Here is a 20,790-nt window from a genome sequence, read left to right on the forward strand (position 1 = left end):
GTCACATCGGGCCGGCCACCGGCCCCGTCGCCGGTCATCCGACCCGAGGAGACCCCATGATCCGCGCTTCCCTGCTGGCGGCCACCGCGCTCGCCGTCCTCGCCGCCGCCTCCGGCGCCCGGGCCGACCAGGCCTATCCCGCGACGCTGGCCGGCCATGCCGTGCTGCCCGCCGCCAGCTTCATCGAGATGCCCGCCGACGCGCCCGCGGACCTCAAGACCTCCGGCAAGTTCACGACGGCCAAGCGCGTCGATGCCGTCGGCTCGGTCGAGGGCAAGTCGGGGGGCCGGCCAACGGGCCTCTCGGTGCCGTTCAAGGGCCAGCCGCTGCAGGGCCATTCCGGCATCAAGGTGATGCCGGACGGGTCGTTCTGGATCCTCACCGACAACGGCATGGGCGCGAAGGCGAACAGCCCGGATTCGGCGCTCTACCTCAACCGCTACCGAATCGACTGGAAGAGCGGCGCGTTCGAGCGGCTCGAGACCGTGTTCCTCACCGACCCGGACAAGAAGGTGCCGTTCCGCATCGTCCACGAGGGGACCGACAAGCGCTATCTGACCGGCGCCGATTTCGACCCCGAGAGCTTCCAGATCATCGGCGACGACATCTGGATCGGCGAGGAGTTCGGCCCCTACCTGATCCGCGCCGACAAGACCGGCAAGGTGCTCGCGGTGATCGAGACGGTGGCCGGCGAGATGCCGGTGCGCTCGCCCGACCACTATGGCGTCGCCTCCCCCGCCACGCCGAGCGCGACCGCCGAGTTCAACGCCCGCCGCTCCAAGGGCTTCGAGGGCATGGCCGCCTCGAAGGACGGCAAGTTCCTCTACCCGCTGCTCGAAGGCCCGCTCTGGGACGCGGCGAAGAAGGATTGGCAGAAGACCGCGGATGGGAAGGAATACCTGCAGATCCTCGAATATGACGTCGCCGGCAACAGGTGGACCGGCCGTTCCTGGCAGTACGTGCTGGAGCAAAACGGCAACGCCATCGGCGATTTCAACATGATCGACGGCACGACAGGGCTCATCATCGAGCGCGACAATGGCGAGGGCACCGCCGACAAGGCGTGCACCGAGGGCCAGCGCCGTCCCGACTGCTTCCACGACCTCGCCAAATTCAAGCGCGTCTATAAGATCGAGCTGACCGACGCCAACGTCGGCGGCCCGGTGCGCAAGATCGGCCATATCGACCTGATGAGGATCGCCGACCCTTCCAGCCTCGCGCGCAAGCCGCTCAATGACGGCGTGCTGACCTTCCCGTTCTTCACCATCGAGAATGTCGATGTCGTCGACGGCACCCACATCGTGGTCGGCAACGACAACAACCTGCCCTTCTCGTCGAGCCGCGAGCCGAACAGGGCCGACGACAACGAGCTGATCCTGCTCGAGGTGGGCGAGTTCCTGAAGGCGAAGTGAAGACCGGAAACATCGCATCGCACGGGCAAGGGGCGGCCGGAGACGGTTGCCCCTTTGCCGTTTCAGGGCGGGGTGCGGACTGGCGTCCGAAGGCGTAATATGCCGGCCCGATGCGTCGACCGCGCATCGGCGCGGGTCCCCGCATCGCGGAGGATACGCCATGACAAGCTATGTGATGCTGGCGAACTGGACCGACCAGGGCGCGCGGGCGGCGCGGGATTCGCCCAAGCGCCTCGATGCCGCGCGCAAGATGCTCCAGGACATGGGCGGCGACATCAAGTGCTTCTACCTGACGATGGGCGAATACGACATCGTCATGCTCTACGAGGCGCCGGACGATGCCATCGCCGCCCGCTACACGCTGCAGATGGGCATGCTCGGCAATATCCGCACGCACACGCTGAAGGCCTTCCCGGAGGCAGCCTATCGCGAGCTGATCGCCTCGCTCGGCTGAAACGAAAAGGGCCGCCCCTCGGGACGGCCCGTCTCCTTCGCCCGCGTCGGGGTCTCAGGCGAGCTGGAACTTCGACAGGTCGCGGTGCTCGGCCTCGATCCAGCGGACGGTGCCGGAGGTCGAGCGCATCACCACGGTGTGGGTCTTGATCAGGCCCTTCTCGTACTTGACGCCCTTGAGCAGGTTGCCGGTGGTGACGCCGGTCGCGGCGAACAGGCAGTCGCCCCGCACCATGTCGGTGATGGTGTAGATCTTCTTCGGGTCGGTGACGCCCATCTTCTTGGCGCGCTCGCGCTTCTCCTCGCTGTCGAGGATGAGGCGGGTGTACATCTCGCCGCCGATGCAGCGCAGCGCCGCGGCCGCCAGCACGCCCTCGGGGGCGCCACCGGTGCCGAGATAGATGTCGACGCCGGTCTCGTCGGGGTCGGAAGTATGGATGACGCCGGCGACGTCGCCGTCGGTGATGAGCTGCACCGAGGCGCCGGTCTTGCGCACCGCCTCGATGATCGCGGCATGGCGCGGGCGGTCGAGGATCAGCGCGTTGATCTCGGAGGGCTTCACGCCCTTGGCCTTGGCGAGGGAGTGGATGTTCTCGGCCGGGGTGGCGTCGATGTTGATCGTGCCCTTGGGATAGCCGGGGCCGATCGCGATCTTCTCCATGTAGACGTCGGGGGCGTAGAGCAGCGTGCCGCCCTCGGCCATCGCCATGACGGCGATGGAACCCGGCATGTTCTTGGCGCAGAGCGTGGTGCCTTCGAGCGGGTCGACGGCGATGTCGACCGCCGGGCCCTGCCGGGTGCCCACTTCTTCGCCGATATAGAGCATCGGCGCCTCGTCGCGCTCGCCCTCGCCGATGACGATGCGGCCGGCGATGGGCAGGCGGTTCAGCTCGCGGCGCATGGCGTCCACGGCGGCCTTGTCGGCCGCCTTCTCGTCGCCGCGCCCGCGCAGATGCGCCGAGCAGACCGCCGCGCGCTCGGTGACGCGAACCAGTTCGAGCGTCAGGATACGCTCGAGCGCCTGGCTCGCATTGACCGTGATTTCCGCCATAGTCCCAGTCCCCCTCAGTCCTTCTCGATACGTATCAGCTGCGGCGACGCGGTGATGACACCGTCCGCCTCGATGGCGGCGATGGCGCGGCGCACCGCCTCCTCGGTGGTGGCGTAGGTGACCAGCACCACCGGAGCCGGCGCTTCCGCGCTTTCGGGACGGTCGCCGCCATGCGGCCGCCCTCGCCGATGCTGCATTATGGACTCCAGCGAGATGTTCTGCTCGGCCATATGTCGGGCAATGGCTGCCGCCGTTCCGGGCCGGTCGACCGCGGCGAGACGGATGTAATAGCCGCCCTCGTGCCGCTGGATCGCCGCCTTGCCGGCGGGCCGCAGATCCTGCGCGCGCCAGCCGAACGGCGCGCCGGCACGGCCCATGGCGAGGTCGCAGAGGTCGCCGACCACCGCGGAGGCGGTCGCGTCGCCGCCGGCACCGGGGCCGACCAGCGTCAGCGCCACCGCGTCGCCGTCGATCGCCACCGCGTTGGTGACGCCGGAGACCTGCGCGATTGGCCAATGTTTGGGCACCATGGTCGGGTGCACCCGAAGCTCCACCGCCTCGCCCGCCCGCGCCGCGACGCCGAGCAGCTTGATGCGGTAGCCGAGCTCGTCCGCCGCCTCGAGATCGGCGAGGGTGATCGAGCGGATGCCCTCGACATGGATCGCCTCCGGATCCGGCTGCACACCGAAGGCGAGCGCGGCGAGCAGCGAGAGCTTGTGCGCGGTGTCGAAGCCGTCGACGTCGAAGGTCGGATCGGACTCGGCATAGCCGAGCTGCTGGGCCTGGTCGAGGCAGCTGTCGAAGGACAGCCCCTCCTCCTGCATCCGGGTCAGGATGTAGTTGCAGGTTCCGTTGAGGATGCCGGAGACGCGGGCGATCTCGTTGCCGAGCAGCGCCTCGCGCAGGGTCTTGATCACCGGGATGCCGCCGGCCACCGCCGCCTCGAAGCGGATGCCGACGCCTTTCGCCTCGGCGGCGCGGGCGAGCGCCACGCCGTGATGGGCGAGCAGCGCCTTGTTGGCGGTGGCGATATCGTGGCCCGCGGCGACCGCCGCCTCGACGGCGGCCTTGGCGATGCCGTCATGGCCGCCGATCAGCTCGACGAAGACATCGATATCGGGATCGCGCGCCAGCGCGACCGGGTCCTCGTACCAGCGCATGCCGGAGAGGTCGCAGTCGCGGTTGCGGGTGCGGTCGCGGGCACTGACGGCGACGACCTCGACCGGGCGGCCGAGGCGCGCTTCGATGTCGTGCCGGCGGCGGGCGAGCATGCGCACCACGCCCGCACCGACCGTCCCGAGACCGGCGATGCCAATTTTCAGGGGCGGCGCCATGGCAGGTCCGAACTCAACAGGAAACGAAAAGGACGACGCCGTCCGGGCCCGGCGGCCCGGGCGTCAGCGCGCCGCGGCGAGAGGGACGACGTTGTGCAACGTTTCGCTGCCGGTTTCAAGGAACCGGCGGATGTTGCGCGCCGCCTGCCGGATGCGCTGCTCGTTCTCGACCACGGCGATGCGCACATACTCGTCGCCATGCTCGCCGAAGCCGACGCCCGGCGCCACCGCGACGTCGGCCTTCTCGATGAGAAGCTTGGCGAATTCGACGCTGCCGAGCGGGCGGAACTTCTCCGGGATCGGCGCCCAGGCGAACATCGAGGCCTTCGGCACCGGGATTTCCCAGCCCGCCTTGCCGAAGCTCTCGACCAGCGCGTCGCGGCGCTTCTTGTAGACCGCGCGCATCTCGGCGATGCATTCCTGCGGGCCGTTGAGCGCCGCCGTCGCCGCCACCTGGATCGGGGTATAGGCGCCGTAATCGAGATAGGACTTCACCCGCGACAGCGCCGCGATGAGGCGCTCATTGCCGACGGCGAAGCCGATGCGCCAGCCGGCCATGGAATAGGTCTTGGACATGGAGGTGAATTCCACCGTCACGTCCATCGCGCCCGGCACCTGCAGCACCGAAGGCGGCGGGTTGCCGTCGAAATAGAGCTCGGCATAGGCGAGGTCGGAGAGCACGATCAGGTCGTGCTTCTTCGCAAAGGCAACGACGTCCCGGTAGAAATCGAGATCGGCGACGCAGGCGGTCGGGTTCGAGGGATAGCAGAGCACCAGCGCCAGCGGCGAGGGAATGGAATGCGCCACGGCGCGCTCCAGCGCCCGGAAGAACTCCGGCCCCGGCTCGCACGGCACCGAGCGGATCGCCGCGCCCGCCATCAGGAAGCCGAAGGCGTGGATCGGGTAGGACGGGTTCGGCACGAGGATGACGTCGCCCGGCGCGGTGATGGCCTGCGCCATGTTGGCGAAGCCTTCCTTCGAGCCGAGCGTCGCCACCACCTGGGTGTCGGGATTCAGCTTCACGCCGAAGCGGCGCTCGTAATAGGCCGCCTGCGCCCGGCGCAGGCCTGGAATGCCCTTGGAGGCGGAATAGCGGTCGGTGCGCGGCCGGCCGATGGTTTCCTTCAGCTTGTCCACGACATGGCGGGGGGCATCGAGGTCCGGGTTGCCCATGCCGAGATCGACGATGTCGGCACCGGCATTGCGGGCGGCGGCCTTCACGCGATTGACCTGCTCGAACACGTAAGGCGGCAGTCGGCGGATGCGGTGAAAATCGCTCATGGTCCCAGGCCCTGGTCCTGCTGGTCGGCGCCCTGATCCGCCCGTTCTGCGATCAGGGACGACGTGGTCTGATAATGGGGGCGCCTCATAGCATTGTTCGCGCCCGCGCACATCGCCTGATCGCAGGGCACGGTGGCGGAAGCATGAAGCGTCTCGCCTACTCGCCCTGCTCGATCTTCTGCTTGAGCTTGCGCTCCCGGTCGCGGGCGAGGCTTTCGAGTTCCGCCTCCATCTTCGCCTGGGCGGCGGCGTCCATCACCGGGCGGGTGTTGGGGACCACCTGCGCGGTGCCGACGGAGGGATAGGGCAGTTCCGGCTGCCGGCGCGCCGCCGGGGCGGCGGGGCTCGTGGTCGCCGTGGCGACGGGGGCCGCCGGACCGCCCGCGGCCGTGGACGCCGCGGGTGCGGGCGTCGGCACGAACGCGTCATTGCCGGCACAGCCGGCGAGCACCGCCGCGAGCGCGAGGACCAGCGCGCGCGGCAGGCGCAGGGCACCGCGTCTCGCAAGGCTCGCTTTCGTCGGCTCTGCCTTTGTCAGCATCGTCCGGCTTTCGACTTCATGCCTCTCGCATGGGCGGATGGGGAAGGTTATGATGCTCTCTCCTATGAACGTGCATACCCGCGGGGACAAGCGGTGAGTAAGCGAAACGCCCTGGACGACACGCCGAGGCCCGACGCCAAGCCGGAGGCGGATACCAAGCACGCTGCCGGCTCGATGGACGATTTCGAAGCTTTCGCCGGGAATCTTGCCCGAATGGTGGAAGAAGGCGGGCGGGCCATGGCGGCCTATCTGCGCCCGCGCGAGAGCGGCAAGGTCAAGGACGATGTCGCCGAGGACATCGCCGACGTCATGAAGACGCTCGGCCAGGTGGCCGAATTCTGGCTCGCCGATCCCCAGCGCGCGGTGGACGCGCAGTCGCGGCTGATCGGCGGCTATTTGTCGCTTTGGTCGTCGACGTTGAAGCGCCTCAGCGGCGAGGAGGTGCCCCCGGTCGCGACGCCCTCCCCGCGCGACGCGCGTTTTTCCGATTCGGAATGGTCGAGCAATCCGTTCTTCGACGCGCTGAAACAGACCTATCTGATCACCTCGAACTGGGCCGAGGACCTCGTCAAGGACGCCGAGATCGACGCCCATACCAAGCACAAGGCGGATTTCTACGTCCGCCAGATCGCCGGCGCCGTGTCGCCGTCGAATTTCGTGCTGACCAATCCCGAGATCCTGCGCGCCACCATCGCCTCCAAGGGCGAGAACCTGGTGCGCGGCATGAAGATGCTGGCCGAGGACATCGAGGCGGGCGGCGGTGACCTGAAGATCCGCCAGTCCGACAACACCAAGTTCCAGGTCGGCGTGAACCTCGCGACGACACCCGGCAAGGTGGTGTTCCAGAACGAGCTGATGCAGCTCATCCAGTACGCGCCCAGCACCGAAACGGTGATGGAGGTGCCGCTGGTCATCGTGCCGCCCTGGATCAACAAGTTCTACGTGCTCGATCTCAACCCGGAGAAGTCGTTCATCCGCTGGGCGGTGGCGCAGGGGCTCACGGTCTTCGTGGTCTCCTGGGTGAACCCGGACCCCTCGCATGCCGACAAGGGTTTCGAGAGCTACATGCGCGACGGCGTGCTCAAAGCCGTCGAGGTGGCGCAGGAGATCACCGGCTCGAAGGACGTCCACACGGTGGGCTATTGCGTCGGCGGCACCATGCTCGCCATCACGCTGGCCTGGCTCGCGGCGCGGCGGAAGACCGCCGGCATCCGCACCGCCACCTTCTTCACCGCGCAGGTCGACTTCTCGCTGGCCGGCGACCTCAAGGTGTTCATCGACGAGGAGCAGGTCTCCTATCTCGAGCGCAAGATGCTGGAATCCGGCGTGCTCGATGGGCGCCGCATGGCCAACGCCTTCAACATGCTGCGCGCCAACGACCTGATCTGGCCCTATGTGGTCAACAACTACCTGAAGGGGCAGTCGCCCTTCCCGTTCGACATGCTCTACTGGAACGCGGATTCGACCCGGCTGCCGGCCGCGAACCACTCCTTCTACCTGCGCAACTGCTACCTCGAGAACAGCCTCGCCAAGGGCGATCTCACCATTGCCGGGCAGAAGCTCGACCTGCGCAAGATCAAGATCCCGACCTACAGCGTGGCGACGCGCGAAGACCACATCGCCCCGGCGGTCTCGGTGTTCCTCGGCAACCAACTGTTCGGCACGCCGCCGCGCTTCGTGCTGTCGGGCTCCGGCCACATCGCCGGCGTGGTGAACCCGCCCTCGCGCGGCAAGTACGAATACTGGACCGGACCGGCCCCCTCGGGGACGCTGGAGGAATGGATCGCGCAGGCGGAGATGCGGCCGGGCTCGTGGTGGCCGGACTGGATCGCCTGGCTGGAGCCGCAGAGCGGCGCGCAGGTGCCCCCGCGCGAGCCCGGCAGCGAAAAATACCCGCCACTCGAGGACGCCCCCGGCAGCTATGTGAAGGTGCGGGCGTAGCCCGCCCAAAGGCGAGGAGCGCCCACCTCTCGCCCGGGCGGTCGTGACACATCACCATCGAGGACGCCCCATGCGCCGTGTCGTCACCCTTGCCGCCCTCGCCGGCTGCCTCACCCTGCCCGCAAACGCCGCGAGCTTCGATTGTGCGGCGGCGAAGGCACCGGACGAGATCGCTGTCTGCGGCAATGCTCGGCTGTCCGAGCTCGACAGCGAGATGGGCGCGCTCTGGTTCGCCTATCGCGCCATACCGATGATGATGGGCGCCAACGGCGCACGGCAGGACGAGGCGCGCGCCTTCCTGCAGGACCGCGCCACCTGCGGCGGCAACGGCGCCTGCCTGACGAAGCTCTATGCCGCGCGCATCGCCGCGCTGAAGAGTGGCATCACCGCCGCCGTCGCCACCTGCGGCCCGGCCACCCCGTGATTCTCACGGGAACAGCGCGATCGGCTCCGCCGGCGTCTCGGGACAACCGAGCGCGAGGTTTCGCTCCTCCGCCCGGACGCCCCGCGGCAGCTCGTGACGAGGCGTGCGCGCGCCCGCCGCATCTTCGCAAGATGATTCCGCCGCGGCGGGCAAGGGATTGAAATCGCTCGCGGTCTCTTGTCCGCGATGGCGTCAGCTCAGGAACGCCACCTCCCCGGTGGCGAGATCGTAGACCCCGCCGGCGAGACGGAGCGTGCCGGCGTCGTGGGCCTTGGCGAGTATCGCGCTGGTTCCGATCATGCCGGTCAGCACATCCTCGACATTCGCCTTCACCGACGCCGCGACGATGTCACCGCCGCTGCGCTGCGCGCGCAGCACCGCCGGGACGATCGGCAGCACCATGCCCTCGATGGCGCCGGGATAGACGGTCTGGTTCTGGACCATGCTGATCGCCGCTTCCACGGCACCGCAATTCGAATGACCGAGCACCAGCACGAGCGGCGCGCCCAGTACCGCCACGCCATACTCGATCGATCCCAGCCCGGATTGGTCGACGGTATTGCCGGCGACACGGACGATGAACAGGTCGCCCAGCCCCTGGCCGAAGATGTGCTCCGGCGGCGTGCGCGAATCCGAGCAGCCGACGATCACGGCGAAAGGCGCCTGCCCGCCAGCGAGTTGGCCGATCTGGGTCGGCCCGCCGGCCGGAACACACGCTCCGCCCTTGACGAAGGCGGCGTTGCCTTCCTTCAGCTTGGCCAGCGCCTGGTCGGCCGAGAGCGTCGTCTTCGGCTTGTCGGAGGCCGCCATCGCCCGGGGAACATGGGTGCCGAGGCCGGCCGCGGCACAGCCGCAGGCAAGCGCGCCGAACAGGGAACGTCGCGAAAGGGCAGCGGCCGGATTCATGGAAGCCTCCTCATCGATCCTGATGATCGAGGCCTTAACACTATACCCCTCGCCACCGGCCGGCCACAAAACGTGCCCGGCATGGTTAGGACGCCGGACCGCAGTCCCTCACGGGAACAGCGCGATCTGCTCCAGCCCCAGCGTCTCGGGGAAGCCGAGCACGAGGTTCATGTTCTGCACCGCCTGCCCCGACGCGCCCTTGACGAGGTTGTCGGTGGTGGCGAACACGATGGCGCGGCCCGGCGCACGGTCCTTGGCGACGCCGAGGAAGGCCATGTTGGAGCCCTTCACGAAGCGCGACTGCGGCACCTGGCCGAACGGCATCACATGCACGAAGGGCTCGCCGGCGTAGTAATCGGCCAGCACCTTGCGCAGTTCGGCCGGCTCGATGCCGGCGGCGAGCGTCACATAGATGGTGGCGTAGATGCCCCGGCTCATCGGGATGAGATGCGGCGTGAAGGTCGGCAGCACGCTGCGCCCCGCGGCCCGGGAATATTCCTGGTCGAGCTCGCCGATGTGCCGGTGGTTGCCGACGCCATAGGCGTGCATGCCGTCGGTCACCTCGGTGTAGATGAGGTTCTCCTTGGCCGCGCGGCCGGCGCCGGTGACGCCGCTCTTGGCGTCGACGACGATGCCGTCGGCCTCGATCACGCCGGCCTCGATCAGCGGCACGATCGGCAGGATGGCGGTGGTGGTGTAGCAGCCGGGATTGGCGACCAGCCGCGCCGTGCGTATCTCGTCGCGATAGAGTTCGACAAGACCGTAGACGGCCTCCTGCTGCAGATCGAGCGCCTGGTGGGCGTGGCCGTACCACTGCTCATAGGCCCCGGCATCGCGCAGCCGGAAATCGGCCGAGAGATCGACGATCCGGATATGCGGGGCCACCTCGAAGGTGCGCTTGATCACCTGCTGCGTGGTGCCGTGCGGCAGCGCGCAGAAGGCGAGGTCGACGCCCGACCAGTCCACCTCGTCGATGGTGGTCAGCACCGGCAGCGCGAAGGGGGCGAATTGCGGGAACACCTCGGCCATGGACTGGCCGGCCTTGCGGTCGGCGGTGAGGGCGACGATCTCGACGCGCGGGTGGCGCAGCAGCAGGCGCACGAGTTCCGAGCCCGTATAGCCCGAGGCCCCCAGCACCGCGATCCGCGCCTTGGCGTCCATCATCAAAACCCTCCCTTGTCGAGGCGTTGGCTCTACACCCTTCGCATGTCACGCAAAAGACCCATGCGCGGTGAAGCTGCCATGCATGACGCCGGGGTATCTTGCGGGGGCGTCCGATAGGGCAGATATACTGAACGTTCGCGGCGCGTGATCCCATTGGGGGCTGCGGGCCGGACACGTTGGGAGTCCTGCGCATGTTCGGACCATTCGGCCTCTTCTCGATGGGCATGGAGTTCGCCACCCTCGCCGGCGAGGCGCAGATGGTGATCGCGCTTCGCCTCGCCCGCTTCGCGCAGGGCCATTCCTCCTCCGGGACCGAAGCGGTGCGCATGGTCACCGAAAAGGCCACGGCGCTCAGTGAAGCCGGCTTTCGTGCCGCCGCCGCCACCGCGCAGGGGCGCCCCGACCGCGTTCCCGAGGAAGTGCTGAAGCTCTACCGCAAGCGCGTGCGGGCCAATCGCCGTCGCCTGTCGCGCTGAAGCCTGCGCATCGCGTTCACGGAGTGTTCCGCTTTCGCCGCGGCGGTGCCATAATCGCGGCACGGCCCACCGAATCAGGTGCCGCCTGATCTCTCGAAATCCGGACGATGCCGAAGAACGACGACCTGTTCGCCGCCCTCCCCGATCCCGAACCGCGCCGCCCGTCGGCCGCGAAGGCGTCGGCGCGCCCTGCGCCCGTCTCGGCCGAGGCCGGCTATACCGCCGCCCATATCGAGGTGCTGGAAGGGCTGGAGCCGGTGCGCCGGCGGCCGGGGATGTATATCGGCGGCACCGACGAGAAGGCGCTGCACCATCTCTTCGCCGAGGTGATCGACAATGCGATGGACGAGGCGGTGGCCGGCCACGCCTCCTTCATCGACGTGGAGCTCGGAGCCGACGGCTTCCTCACCGTCACCGATAATGGCCGCGGCATCCCGATCGAGGACCACCCGAAATTCCCCGGCAAGTCGGCGCTGGAGGTGATCCTCACCACGCTGCATGCCGGCGGCAAGTTCGATTCCAAGGTCTACGAGACCTCGGGCGGCCTGCACGGCGTCGGCGTCTCGGTGGTGAACGCGCTCTCCGACGTGCTGGAGGTCGAGGTCGCGCGCGGGCAGGTGCTCTATCGCCAGACCTATTCGCGCGGCACGCCGCAGGGCCCGATCCAGGAGGTCGGCCGCGTGCTGAACCGGCGCGGCACCCGGGTGCGCTTCCACCCGGATGCGACGATCTTCGGCACTGAAGCCCGGTTCAAGCCGGCGCGCGTGTTCCGCATGGCGCGGTCCAAGGCGTATCTGTTCGGCGGCGTCGAGGTGCGCTGGAGCTGCGATGCCGCCCTCGTCGCCGGCTCGGACATCCCGGAAAAGGCGGTGTTCCGCTTCCCCGGCGGCCTCAAGGACTATCTCGCCGCCGATATCGAGGGCCACACGCTGGTCCACCCGGAAGTGTTCGCCGGCAAGACCTCGCGTCCCGGCGGGCACGGCTCGGTGGAATGGGCGGTGGCGTGGCTCGGCGACGACGATGGCGGCGTCTCCTCCTATTGCAACACCATCCCCACCGCCGAGGGCGGCACGCACGAGGCCGGCTTCCGCATGGCGCTGCTGCGCGGCCTGCGCGACCATGCCGAGCGCACCGGCAACGCCAAGCGCGCCGCCGCCGTCACCTCCGACGACGTCATGGCCGGTTGCGCGGCGATGCTCTCGGTGTTCGTGCGCGAGCCGGAGTTCCAGGGCCAGACCAAGGAGAAGCTGGCGACGGCCGAGGCGACGCGCATCGTCGAGAGCGCGATCCGCGATCCGTTCGACCACTGGCTCGGCGGCAACCCGGTGCAGGCCAACCGGCTGCTGGACTGGGTGATCGAGCGCGCCGACGAGCGGGTGCGCCGCCGGCAGGAGAAGGAAGTCTCCCGCAAGAGTGCGGTGCGCAAGCTCCGCCTGCCCGGCAAGCTGGCCGACTGCTCCAACAATTCCGCCGCGGGCTCGGAACTGTTCATCGTCGAGGGCGATTCGGCCGGCGGCTCGGCCAAGCAGGCGCGCGAGCGGCAGAGCCAGGCGGTGCTGCCGCTGCGCGGCAAGATCCTCAACGTCGCCAGCGCCGGGCGGGACAAGCTTGCGCAGAACCAGCAGCTCGCCGACCTGATGCAGGCGCTCGGCTGCGGCACCGGCACCAATTACCGCGACGAGGACCTGCGCTACGAGAAGGTCATCATCATGACCGACGCCGACGTCGACGGCGCGCACATCGCCTCGCTGCTCGTCACCTTCTTCTTCCGCCAGATGCCGAAGCTGGTCGAGAACGGCCACCTCTTCCTCGCCGTGCCGCCGCTCTACCGCATCACCCAGGGCGCGAAGACGCTCTATGCGCGGGACGAGGCGCACCGCGACGAACTGCTGAAGAGCGAATTCTCCGGGCGCGGCAAGGTCGAGATCGGCCGCTTCAAGGGCCTCGGCGAGATGATGCCGGCGCAGCTCAAGGAAACCACGATGAGCCGCGCCACCCGCACGCTGCTCCGCGTCACCGTGGAGGACGCCGAGCGCGCGGCGACCGCCGACACGGTGGAGCGGCTGATGGGCAACAAGCCCGAGAGCCGCTTCGCCTTCATTTCCGAGCGCGCCGCCTTCGCCGGCGAGGACCTTCTCGACATCTGAGGCGTTGTCAGGCGCCCTGCCCCATCGCCGCGAGGACACGCCATGCTCGACCATATCGGCTTCTCGGTCTCCGACTTCGAACGCGCCAAGACCTTCTATCTCAAGGCGCTGGCGCCGCTCGGCATCGGCCTCGTCATGGAGGTGAGCGCGGAGCAGACCGGCGACAGCGCGGCGGCGGGCTTCGGCGCGAACGGCAAGCCGTTCCTGTGGATCGGCTCCGGCCCCACCGGCGTCGCGCGCGACCATGTCGGGCATGTCCATGTGGCGCTGGTGGCGCCCGATCGCGCCACGGTCGACGCGTTCCACGAGGCCGCGCTGGCGGCGGGCGGGCGCGACAACGGCCCGCCGGGCCTGCGCCCGCATTACCACGCGAATTATTACGGCGCCTTCGTGCTCGACCCGGACGGGCACAATATCGAGGCGGTCTGCCACAAGCCGGCGTGAGGCGCGGCCCGCGGCGCCGGCGGGGGCTCATGCCGCACCGGCGGTAGCCCCGAAGGGCGGCACGCGGGATCGTTGGTCTGCCGCGTAGAAGGACCGGTACGCGGCGGGGCGCCGTCGCGCGTGGGCATCCCGCATCGCTGCGGCCCCTTGCGCGGATCGCCGGGCCCGGGGCGCCCTGAACCCGTACGCTCTCGCCTTGGCTTGGCCCGGGAGGCCAAGGCCCACCCTTCATCTGCCGCCACGCTTCCCCGCGTCATCCCGCTTGGGCGGCGATAGTTAGTCAATCAGCAAACTGTCCTTGACAACCCGCGATCGGCGATAATAGTTAGTCATATGACTAACCAATCCGTCGACCTCGACCAGCTGTTCCACGCCCTCGCCGACGGCACCCGCCGGGCGGTGATCGAGCGGCTCTCGCGCGGCCCGGCCAGCGTGAGCGATCTCGCCGGGCCGCTCACCCTCGCACTGCCGACCCTGCTGCAGCACCTGCGCGTGCTGGAGGCGGGCGGGCTCATCCGCTCGGAGAAGGCCGGGCGGGTGCGCACCTGCCGGCTGGAGCCGGCGGCGCTGCGCCTCGCCGAGCAGTGGCTGGGCGATCGCCGCACGCTGTGGGAGCGCCGCCTCGACCGGCTCGGCGCCTATCTCGACGACCTTCCCGAACCCGACACGCGCGAACCCGGAGATACGCCATGAGCACCGACGCGGCCCAGGCTCGCCTGCCCACGCACGCCTCCTTCACGCTCGAGCGCCATTACCGGCGCCCGCCCGCCACCGTGTTCGCCGCGCTGGCCGATCCGGCGGCGAAGCGGCGCTGGCTGATCGAGGGCGAGGGCTTCACCGTCGATTCCTACGTGCCCGGCTTCGGCGTCGGCGCGTTCGACCGCAGCAGCTTCCGCTTCGAGGGCGGGCCGGTGATCAGCAACGACACCGTCTATCTCGACATCGAGGCCGATGCCCGCATCATCTTCGCCTATACGATGCGGCTCGAGGGCACGCCGATGTCGTCCTCGCTGGTCACCGTGCTGCTGGCGGCGGAGGGCGCGGGCACGCGGCTCACCCTCACCGAGCAGGGCACCTACCTGCCGGGCTTCACCGATGTGGCGGGACGCGAACAGGGCACGCGCGAACTGCTGGAAGCGCTCGACCGCGAGGTGATGGCGCGCGCGGCGTGAGCCGCCTCACCGTTCCGCCGCCGGCGCCCGCAGCGCCCGCAGCGCGTTGAGGATCACCGCGACGTCGATCGCTTCCTGCAGCAGCGCGCCCTGCACCGGCGTCAGGTAGCCGAAGGCGGCGAAGCCCATGGCGAGGACGGACAGGCCGATGCCGGCCACCACGCTCTGCCGGGCAATGGCCAGCGCGCGTCGGGCGATGGCCATCGCTTCCGCCAGCCGGTCCAGCCGGTCGACCATCAGCACCGCATCCGCCGCTTCCGAGGAGGCGGCGGCGCCGCGCGCGCCCATGGCGACGCCGAGATCGGCGGCGGCGAGCGCGGGCGCGTCGTTCACGCCGTCGCCCAGCATCATCACCGGCCCGCGCTGGCGCTCGGCGAGCACCAGCGTGACCTTGTCGCCCGGTGAAAGTTCGGCGGCGATCTCGTCGACGCCGAGCTCGGACCCGACCGCCAGCGCGATGTCGGCACGGTCACCGGAGGCGAGCACGATGCGGCCGATGCCGGCACGCCGCCACGCTTCGAGCACCTGCGCCGCATCCTCGCGCACGCCGTCGCTCAGATGCAGCACCGCCGCGGCGCGCCCGTCGACGGCGACGGCGACGGTGAGCGCGCCGGGCGGCAGCGCCGGATCCGGCACCAGCGCGTCCGGATCGGCAATGCCGGCGCGCACGAAGGCGAGGCTGCCGAGGCGCACGCGGCGCCCCTCGACCTCCCCTTCCAGTCCGGTGCCGGCCTGCTCCTCGACCGCCTCCGGCGGCGTCAGCGCGAGGCCGCGTTCGCGGGCGGCCTCGACCAGTGCGGCGGCGACGACGTGGTTCGAGGCCAGGTCGAGCGAGGCGGCGAGCCGCAGCGCCTCGTCGGCGTCGATGCCGGGGCACGCCTCGATGGCGATCAGTTCGGCGCGGCCATAGGTCAGCGTGCCGGTCTTGTCGACCACGGCGATCTTCACCCGCGCCAACGCCTCCAGGGCGCCGCCGCCCTTCACCAGCACGCCGCGCTTCGCCGCGCGGGAGACGCCGGCGATAATCGCCACCGGCACGGCGAGGATGAGCGGACAGGGCGTCGCCACCACCAGCACGGCGAGCGCGCGCACGGGATCGCCGCTCGCGATCCATGCCGCCGCCGCGATCACCACGGTCACGGCGAGGAAGACGATGGCGTAGCGATCCGCCAGCCGCCCGATCGGCGCCTTGGCGTCGCGCGCCGCCTCGACCAGTCGCACGATGCCGGCATAGGTGCTCTCCGCCGCCGGCCGGCTGGCGAGCAGATCGAACGGCGCACCGGCGTTGATCGAGCCGCTGAGCACCAGCCCGCCCGGCCCGCGCTCCACCGGCAGCGCCTCGCCGGTGATGGCCGACTGGTCGAGCGCCGCGTGGCCCTGCGCCACCTCGCCGTCCACTGCCACCACCTCGCCATGGCGGACGAGGATGCGGTCGCCGGCGACCAGTTCGCCGATCGGCGTTTCGGCCAGCCCCCCGGCGCCGTAGCGCATGGCGGTGCGCGGCACGCGGCCGAGCAGCGCCGTCATCTCCCGCGCCGCCCGGCGCTCGGCATAGGCTTCGAGATACTGCCCGCCGGCATACATCAGCGCGATCACCGCGCCGGCCAGCGCCTCGCCGAGCAGCAGCGCGCCGCCCATGGAAAGCAGCGCGACGATGTCGAGCCCAGTCTCGCCCCGGCGCAACGTCACCGCGATCTGCACCGCCAGCGCGGCGAGCACCGGCACGGTGGCGGCGGCGAGGATCCGATCCGCCAGTTCGCCCCGGCCCGCCGCGGCAACGCCGAGGCCGACCACGAGCCCGAGCGCCGGCGCGACGACCAGCGCCGGGCGCACCCAGGTCAGAGCCAGTTCCCGGATCGACCGCATGCCGTCCCGCTCCGGATGCCGCGGGTCGCGCCATCTCCCGTAGCGGGATGCTAAGATTGGAATCGCTCAAAAGACATCGAAATCGACGGCCGCGGGCGAGACCGACGCCGGCCCGACAGGCTTTCGACAGGCATGCCGGCGGCGCGGCGCATCACGCCTTTTCCGGGTGGGGGTCGATGGCGACGATCTCGGCGCTGCCCGACGGCAGCTCCACCGCCTCGCCGATCTCCCGGCCCAGCAGCGCCCGCGCCACCGGCGACACCCAGGCGATGCGGCCGGCGCGCGGGTCCGCCTCGTCCTCGCCGACGATGCGCCACTCCCGGCGCCGGCCCGCCTCGTCCTCCAGCGTCACCGCCATGCCCACGGTGATCGCCGCGCCCCCGGCCGGCGGATCGACCGGCTCGGCGCTCGCCCGCCGCGCGCTCCAGTAGCGCAGGTCACGCGAGGCGCGGGCCACCCCGTCGCGGTCGCCGCTCGCGCCGGCCTCGGCGAGCGCGCTGCGCAACCGCGCGATCTCGGCCTCGATCAGGGCGAGGCCGCGCCGCGTCACCAGGTTCCGATGCGCCGAAACCGGCCGCTCCGGCAGCGTTTCGGCCCCGGAATCCTCTTTGATAAAGGCACGGCTCATTCCTTCATTCCCCTCATCGTCCCCGTCGCGACCCTCCCGCCACGGTACGTCACTTTCGGCGCGGGCGGGGGCCGGTATGCCGTTTCGCCGCCGCCGCCGATGCGTCCGGCCGGCAGCGCCGCGCGCCGCCCGTCTCTCCCACCGGAAGGATGAGGCGGCGCGAACCGGCGCAGCAGCCGGGAACCATTGACTTTACGAGCTTTCCGCCTATGTTGCGACGCATCGTCCGACCGTTCCGATAGATGCGCTCCGCGCGACGACGATGCTACCCGCCCCCGGATACGGCCCGGGGTCACGGACAAGCGGTGCGCTGCCGCAGAATTGAATCTGATGCCCTTTACCGATCTGGGCCTGAGCGACAAGGTGCTCTCGGCCGTCGCCGATGCCGGCTATACCGAGCCCACGCCGATCCAGGCGCAAGCTATTCCCCATGTGATGGCGCGCCGCGACGTGCTCGGCCTCGCCCAGACGGGCACCGGCAAGACCGCCGCCTTCACGCTGCCCATGCTGACCCTGCTGGAGCAGGGTCGCGCCCGTGCCCGTATGCCGCGCACGCTGATCCTCGAGCCGACGCGCGAACTCGCCGCGCAGGTCGAGGAGAGCTTCGTCAAGTATGGCAAGAACCACAAGCTGAACGTCGCCCTGCTGATCGGCGGCGTCTCCTTCGGCGACCAGACCACGAAGCTGACGCGCGGCGTCGACGTGCTGATCGCCACGCCGGGCCGGCTGCTCGATCATATCGAGCGCGGCCGCCTGCTGCTGACCGGCGTCGAGGTGCTCGTCATCGACGAGGCCGACCGCATGCTGGACATGGGCTTCATCCCGGACATCGAGCGCATCTGCAAGCAGGTGCCGTTCACCCGGCAGACGCTGTTCTTCTCGGCCACCATGCCGCCGGAAATCCAGCGCCTGGTCTCGCAATTCCTGTCGAACCCGGTGCAGATCGAGGCCTCCCGGCCGTCCTCCACCGCGACGACGATTACCCAGCGCCTCGTCGCCTCCGACCGCGAGGACTACGCCAAGCGCGAGACGCTGCGCGGGCTGATCAACGATGCCGAGAACCTGCAGAACGGCATCATCTTCTGCAATCGCAAGAGCGAAGTCGCCGTCGTCTACAAGTCGCTGCTGAAGCACGGCTTCAAGGTGGTGGCGCTGCACGGCGACATGGACCAGCGCTCGCGCATGCAGGCGCTCGACCAGTTCCGCACCGGCGAAGCGAACCTGCTGGTCGCCTCCGACGTCGCCGCGCGCGGCCTCGACATTCCGGCGGTGAGCCACGTCTTCAACTACGACACGCCCCACCATGCGGAGGACTATGTCCACCGCATCGGCCGCACCGGCCGCGCCGGCCGCGCCGGCGCCGCGTTCACGCTCGTCACCCATGCCGATGCGAAGTCGCTGGCGGCGATCGAGAAATTGATCGGCCGGTCGATCGAGTGGCAGGGCGCCCCGCTCGGCGACGCGCCCCCGCGCGAGGCCCGTCCCGCCCGCGGCGGCGAGCGTCGCGGACGCGAGGGCGGCGAGCGCGAGCGCGCCGGGTCCGATCGCGCCGGCCGTGGCGGCGGTCGCCCGCCTCGCGCCGACGATCTCGCCGAGCGGACCGGCGCCCGCCCCGCGCGGCGGCGCGGCACCGAGCGTGACGCCGCCGAGCCGGTCGCCGATGAGATTGCCGCCTCCGCTCCGGCACGCCGCCGTCCCGCCGCCGAGCACGCGGAAGCCCCGCGCGCCGCCGCGCCGAACGGCGCCAAGCCCGCCGCCCGCGGCCCGGTGACGCCGACCTCGCGCCGGCCGGCCGACCGTCCCGCCTATGACGAGCCGGCCGACACCTCCCACCTGCCTGCCTTCCTGCTCCGCCCGGTGCGCATCAAGGCGAGCTGAGCGCGTCTTTCGGACGTCCCGCTATCGGCTAGGGCGTTACGGCCCTCGGCTTCACTCCGCGATCAATCGGCACCGAGCCGAAATTGCCCGGTGCCAGTATGTCGGCAAAATCGCCCGAATAGGGGGCAGGCTTGCCGTTTTCGTCGGCGGCGCCGACCGCGATGGCGTCTTTGCAGCATGCTGGGCAGGCTGTTTTCCCGGGCGTGTTGCCGACGGCCGCGATCGTGATCGTGTGCTTCTTCTCCAGCGCGGTCACAGCCGCGCAGATCGGAGTCTCGTCGCAAGACTGGATATATGGGCTGCGCGCCGGGTCGCGTGCATTGCCGCATTCAAGGAACACGCCGGCGCTTACATTCACAACGTTTGCGCCCTCTATGCCTGCACGATCGAGCGCCTTGACCAGTATTTCAGGATCTGACGGCGTGGTGGTCCCGGCAACCTTTATACTGATGACCGGGCCCACCACCTCGCCCGCCGTCATCAGGAAGATCAGCGTGACGAAGGTACCGTGGCCGATGCGGTCTTCCGGCCCTTCGCCGGTGAGATCGATGCTCTTCGCGAGCACTGGCTTGATATAGGGGTGCTCGCTAAGCACGCCACTGTCGATAAAGGCGGTGACGAGCTTTGACAGCGGTGCCCCGCGAGCCATCCATGCACGGTACCGGCTCCAATCGCCATCGGGGATGCGGTAGCCGCCGTCCGCGTCGAACTCCGCGATGCTCGGAGCACCCCGCTCGAACAAATGTATTGTCTGCGCTACCGCAGGCAGCACTCCGCCGGCAAGCAGCATAGCGCCGGGCAGTGCCAGCAATATTCTAAGGTTTCGTATAAATTTCATCACCGAACTCCACGTCCTTGTCGGGCTGCGCAAACTCCGTCGAGTGCAGTTGGATAGCACCGAGCAAAAGCTCAGACGGCGGAGCATCGCGGAACGCGACATAAACCGTCCTGCGGATGTCGAGATCGCCATCGGCCGCGAGCGATATATCGACCTTGCCTTCCACACCGGAAACATAAGGGCCGAGTTGCTGTGCCGAGGCGGCCAGCGCCGCCCCCGACGCGTCGAGGAGACGCAGCCGTAGCCGGTCAACGCGGATTGCGCTGTTGATCCAGAAGACGTTGGGGAGCTTCAGTATGTCGCCGCACCGCTCCTTGAGCAGCGCGGCATTCGAGCGAGCGGCCCCCACGACGGCGATTGGAACGAGGGCTTCTTCGGTGGCGCCCTCGATCGTGATTTCGATCTGCCGGTTGGCTTCGCCCTTCAACTCAAGGCCGAGCAGGCCGAGAAACGTCGCCGCCGCGCTGCCCGATACCCGGGCCTTCTGGCGCGACAGGCCGAGCAGGCCGATCACGCCGGGAAGTGGTTTCAATGCGCTCGCCGGCAGCCCGCAATCACTCAGATGACCGAGTGGCCTGAAGCCCTTGCTGCGCGAAATCTGCACAAGCATTCCGACCAGCGGGTTGCCGCCGAAATCGCGCGGATAATCCAGCGCCACGTAACCACGCGGCACCGACAGCTGCTCGAGAATCGGTTGGGCACCGGCCAATTGTATTGTCGTAACAAGCCACCCGGCGGCGATGGCTCCGACCAGGACGCGCCGCATCTCTCTCCTCCTCCCGGCTCGAGAAGAGCCCTATCCCACGAGCGTATGGGGACACCGGAAACGGAGAG

At 69.4% G+C, this 20,790-nt stretch carries 20 protein-coding genes; 10 read left to right on the forward strand and 10 right to left on the reverse strand.

What is annotated here, in order from left to right; genetic code table 11:
• The first annotated feature begins 59 nt into the window (after positions 1-59).
• Both ACEUEL_RS08950 and ACEUEL_RS08955 read left to right on the forward strand, forming a co-directional pair.
• On the forward strand, positions 60-1,412 hold the full coding sequence (locus tag ACEUEL_RS08950) for an esterase-like activity of phytase family protein (RefSeq protein WP_405706671.1): 1,353 nt from the start codon (positions 60-62) through the stop codon (positions 1,410-1,412).
• Positions 1,413-1,572: 160 nt separating this feature from the next.
• The gene (locus ACEUEL_RS08955) at positions 1,573-1,866 is read left to right on the forward strand and encodes a GYD domain-containing protein (protein WP_405704073.1); all 294 of its coding nucleotides are present in this window, start codon (positions 1,573-1,575) and stop codon (positions 1,864-1,866) included.
• 54 nt (positions 1,867-1,920) lie between these two features.
• Here ACEUEL_RS08955 and glpX read toward each other — a convergent pair whose 3' ends face one another.
• The 4 genes from glpX to ACEUEL_RS08975 form a co-directional block, all read right to left on the reverse strand.
• Positions 1,921-2,916 (reverse strand): class II fructose-bisphosphatase, encoded by a 996-nt coding sequence (gene glpX, locus ACEUEL_RS08960; protein ID WP_405704075.1) that lies wholly within the window; start codon positions 2,914-2,916, stop codon positions 1,921-1,923.
• Positions 2,917-2,930: 14 nt separating this feature from the next.
• Positions 2,931-4,250, reverse strand: a complete 1,320-nt coding sequence (locus tag ACEUEL_RS08965; protein ID WP_405704077.1) for a homoserine dehydrogenase — start codon at positions 4,248-4,250, stop codon at positions 2,931-2,933.
• Between the two features lie 63 nt (positions 4,251-4,313).
• Entirely contained in the window at positions 4,314-5,531 is a 1,218-nt protein-coding gene (locus tag ACEUEL_RS08970; protein WP_405704079.1) for an LL-diaminopimelate aminotransferase, read from the reverse strand.
• Positions 5,532-5,688: 157 nt separating this feature from the next.
• Positions 5,689-6,072 (reverse strand): hypothetical protein, encoded by a 384-nt coding sequence (locus tag ACEUEL_RS08975; RefSeq protein ID WP_405704081.1) that lies wholly within the window; start codon positions 6,070-6,072, stop codon positions 5,689-5,691.
• Between the two features lie 174 nt (positions 6,073-6,246).
• Here ACEUEL_RS08975 and phaC point away from each other — a divergent pair, with 174 nt between their 5' ends.
• Positions 6,247-8,013 (forward strand): class I poly(R)-hydroxyalkanoic acid synthase, encoded by a 1,767-nt coding sequence (gene phaC / locus ACEUEL_RS08980; RefSeq protein ID WP_405706673.1) that lies wholly within the window; start codon positions 6,247-6,249, stop codon positions 8,011-8,013.
• Between the two features lie 70 nt (positions 8,014-8,083).
• Positions 8,084-8,437, forward strand: coding sequence for a lysozyme inhibitor LprI family protein (locus ACEUEL_RS08985; RefSeq protein WP_405704083.1), 354 nt, complete (start codon positions 8,084-8,086; stop codon positions 8,435-8,437).
• Between the two features lie 192 nt (positions 8,438-8,629).
• Here the strand turns inward: ACEUEL_RS08985 and ACEUEL_RS08990 are convergent, their stop codons facing one another.
• Both ACEUEL_RS08990 and argC read right to left on the reverse strand, forming a co-directional pair.
• Positions 8,630-9,343 carry a carbonic anhydrase gene (locus tag ACEUEL_RS08990; protein WP_405704085.1) on the reverse strand — a complete coding sequence of 238 codons (714 nt, stop codon included), beginning with the start codon at positions 9,341-9,343 and terminating at the stop codon, positions 8,630-8,632.
• Between the two features lie 108 nt (positions 9,344-9,451).
• Positions 9,452-10,504 (reverse strand): N-acetyl-gamma-glutamyl-phosphate reductase, encoded by a 1,053-nt coding sequence (argC, locus tag ACEUEL_RS08995; RefSeq protein WP_405706675.1) that lies wholly within the window; start codon positions 10,502-10,504, stop codon positions 9,452-9,454.
• A gap of 194 nt (positions 10,505-10,698) precedes the next feature.
• On the opposite strand from argC, the gene ACEUEL_RS09000 reads away from it, so the two are divergent.
• The 5 genes from ACEUEL_RS09000 (at position 10,699) to ACEUEL_RS09020 (ending at position 14,746) form a co-directional block, all read left to right on the forward strand.
• Positions 10,699-10,983, forward strand: a complete 285-nt coding sequence (locus ACEUEL_RS09000) for a hypothetical protein (protein ID WP_405704087.1) — start codon at positions 10,699-10,701, stop codon at positions 10,981-10,983.
• A 107-nt stretch (positions 10,984-11,090) separates the two neighbouring features.
• Positions 11,091-13,130, forward strand: coding sequence for a DNA topoisomerase IV subunit B (gene parE, locus ACEUEL_RS09005; RefSeq protein ID WP_405704088.1), 2,040 nt, complete (start codon positions 11,091-11,093; stop codon positions 13,128-13,130).
• Between the two features lie 42 nt (positions 13,131-13,172).
• Positions 13,173-13,574, forward strand: coding sequence for a VOC family protein (locus ACEUEL_RS09010; RefSeq protein WP_405704090.1), 402 nt, complete (start codon positions 13,173-13,175; stop codon positions 13,572-13,574).
• A 333-nt stretch (positions 13,575-13,907) separates the two neighbouring features.
• Positions 13,908-14,267, forward strand: coding sequence for an ArsR/SmtB family transcription factor (locus tag ACEUEL_RS09015; protein WP_405704092.1), 360 nt, complete (start codon positions 13,908-13,910; stop codon positions 14,265-14,267).
• Positions 14,264-14,746, forward strand: coding sequence for an SRPBCC family protein (locus ACEUEL_RS09020; RefSeq protein ID WP_405704094.1), 483 nt, complete (start codon positions 14,264-14,266; stop codon positions 14,744-14,746). Before ACEUEL_RS09015 ends, ACEUEL_RS09020 begins: the two co-directional genes overlap by 4 nt.
• A gap of 6 nt (positions 14,747-14,752) precedes the next feature.
• Here the strand turns inward: ACEUEL_RS09020 and ACEUEL_RS09025 are convergent, their stop codons facing one another.
• Both ACEUEL_RS09025 and ACEUEL_RS09030 read right to left on the reverse strand, forming a co-directional pair.
• On the reverse strand, positions 14,753-16,612 hold the full coding sequence (locus ACEUEL_RS09025) for a heavy metal translocating P-type ATPase (protein WP_405704096.1): 1,860 nt from the start codon (positions 16,610-16,612) through the stop codon (positions 14,753-14,755).
• A gap of 151 nt (positions 16,613-16,763) precedes the next feature.
• Entirely contained in the window at positions 16,764-17,240 is a 477-nt protein-coding gene (locus ACEUEL_RS09030; protein ID WP_405704098.1) for a GreA/GreB family elongation factor, read from the reverse strand.
• A 330-nt stretch (positions 17,241-17,570) separates the two neighbouring features.
• Here ACEUEL_RS09030 and ACEUEL_RS09035 point away from each other — a divergent pair, with 330 nt between their 5' ends.
• On the forward strand, positions 17,571-19,118 hold the full coding sequence (locus ACEUEL_RS09035) for a DEAD/DEAH box helicase (RefSeq protein ID WP_405704100.1): 1,548 nt from the start codon (positions 17,571-17,573) through the stop codon (positions 19,116-19,118).
• A 28-nt stretch (positions 19,119-19,146) separates the two neighbouring features.
• Here the strand turns inward: ACEUEL_RS09035 and ACEUEL_RS09040 are convergent, their stop codons facing one another.
• Entirely contained in the window at positions 19,147-19,929 is a 783-nt protein-coding gene (locus tag ACEUEL_RS09040; protein WP_405704101.1) for a S8 family serine peptidase, read from the reverse strand.
• A 4-nt stretch (positions 19,930-19,933) separates the two neighbouring features.
• Positions 19,934-20,722, reverse strand: coding sequence for a hypothetical protein (locus ACEUEL_RS09045; protein ID WP_405704103.1), 789 nt, complete (start codon positions 20,720-20,722; stop codon positions 19,934-19,936).
• Positions 20,723-20,790: the final 68 nt, after the last annotated feature.

The organism is Ancylobacter terrae (assembly GCF_045108345.1).
Classification (GTDB): domain Bacteria; phylum Pseudomonadota; class Alphaproteobacteria; order Rhizobiales; family Xanthobacteraceae; genus Ancylobacter.

Coding starts and splice junctions, on each gene's coding strand:
- ACEUEL_RS08965 (WP_405704077.1), bottom strand. CDS start 4,250: ATGGCGCCGCCCCTGAAAATTGGCATCGCCGGTCTCGGGACGGTCGGT.
- ACEUEL_RS09000 (WP_405704087.1), top strand. CDS start 10,699: ATGTTCGGACCATTCGGCCTCTTCTCGATGGGCATGGAGTTCGCCACC.
- glpX (WP_405704075.1), bottom strand. CDS start 2,916: ATGGCGGAAATCACGGTCAATGCGAGCCAGGCGCTCGAGCGTATCCTG.
- ACEUEL_RS08970 (WP_405704079.1), bottom strand. CDS start 5,531: ATGAGCGATTTTCACCGCATCCGCCGACTGCCGCCTTACGTGTTCGAG.
- argC (WP_405706675.1), bottom strand. CDS start 10,504: ATGGACGCCAAGGCGCGGATCGCGGTGCTGGGGGCCTCGGGCTATACG.
- ACEUEL_RS09035 (WP_405704100.1), top strand. CDS start 17,571: ATGCCCTTTACCGATCTGGGCCTGAGCGACAAGGTGCTCTCGGCCGTC.
- ACEUEL_RS09020 (WP_405704094.1), top strand. CDS start 14,264: ATGAGCACCGACGCGGCCCAGGCTCGCCTGCCCACGCACGCCTCCTTC.
- ACEUEL_RS08955 (WP_405704073.1), top strand. CDS start 1,573: ATGACAAGCTATGTGATGCTGGCGAACTGGACCGACCAGGGCGCGCGG.
- parE (WP_405704088.1), top strand. CDS start 11,091: ATGCCGAAGAACGACGACCTGTTCGCCGCCCTCCCCGATCCCGAACCG.
- ACEUEL_RS09010 (WP_405704090.1), top strand. CDS start 13,173: ATGCTCGACCATATCGGCTTCTCGGTCTCCGACTTCGAACGCGCCAAG.
- ACEUEL_RS09015 (WP_405704092.1), top strand. CDS start 13,908: ATGACTAACCAATCCGTCGACCTCGACCAGCTGTTCCACGCCCTCGCC.
- phaC (WP_405706673.1), top strand. CDS start 6,247: ATGGACGATTTCGAAGCTTTCGCCGGGAATCTTGCCCGAATGGTGGAA.
- ACEUEL_RS09045 (WP_405704103.1), bottom strand. CDS start 20,722: ATGCGGCGCGTCCTGGTCGGAGCCATCGCCGCCGGGTGGCTTGTTACG.
- ACEUEL_RS08985 (WP_405704083.1), top strand. CDS start 8,084: ATGCGCCGTGTCGTCACCCTTGCCGCCCTCGCCGGCTGCCTCACCCTG.
- ACEUEL_RS09030 (WP_405704098.1), bottom strand. CDS start 17,240: ATGAGCCGTGCCTTTATCAAAGAGGATTCCGGGGCCGAAACGCTGCCG.
- ACEUEL_RS08990 (WP_405704085.1), bottom strand. CDS start 9,343: ATGAATCCGGCCGCTGCCCTTTCGCGACGTTCCCTGTTCGGCGCGCTT.
- ACEUEL_RS09025 (WP_405704096.1), bottom strand. CDS start 16,612: ATGCGGTCGATCCGGGAACTGGCTCTGACCTGGGTGCGCCCGGCGCTG.
- ACEUEL_RS08975 (WP_405704081.1), bottom strand. CDS start 6,072: ATGCTGACAAAGGCAGAGCCGACGAAAGCGAGCCTTGCGAGACGCGGT.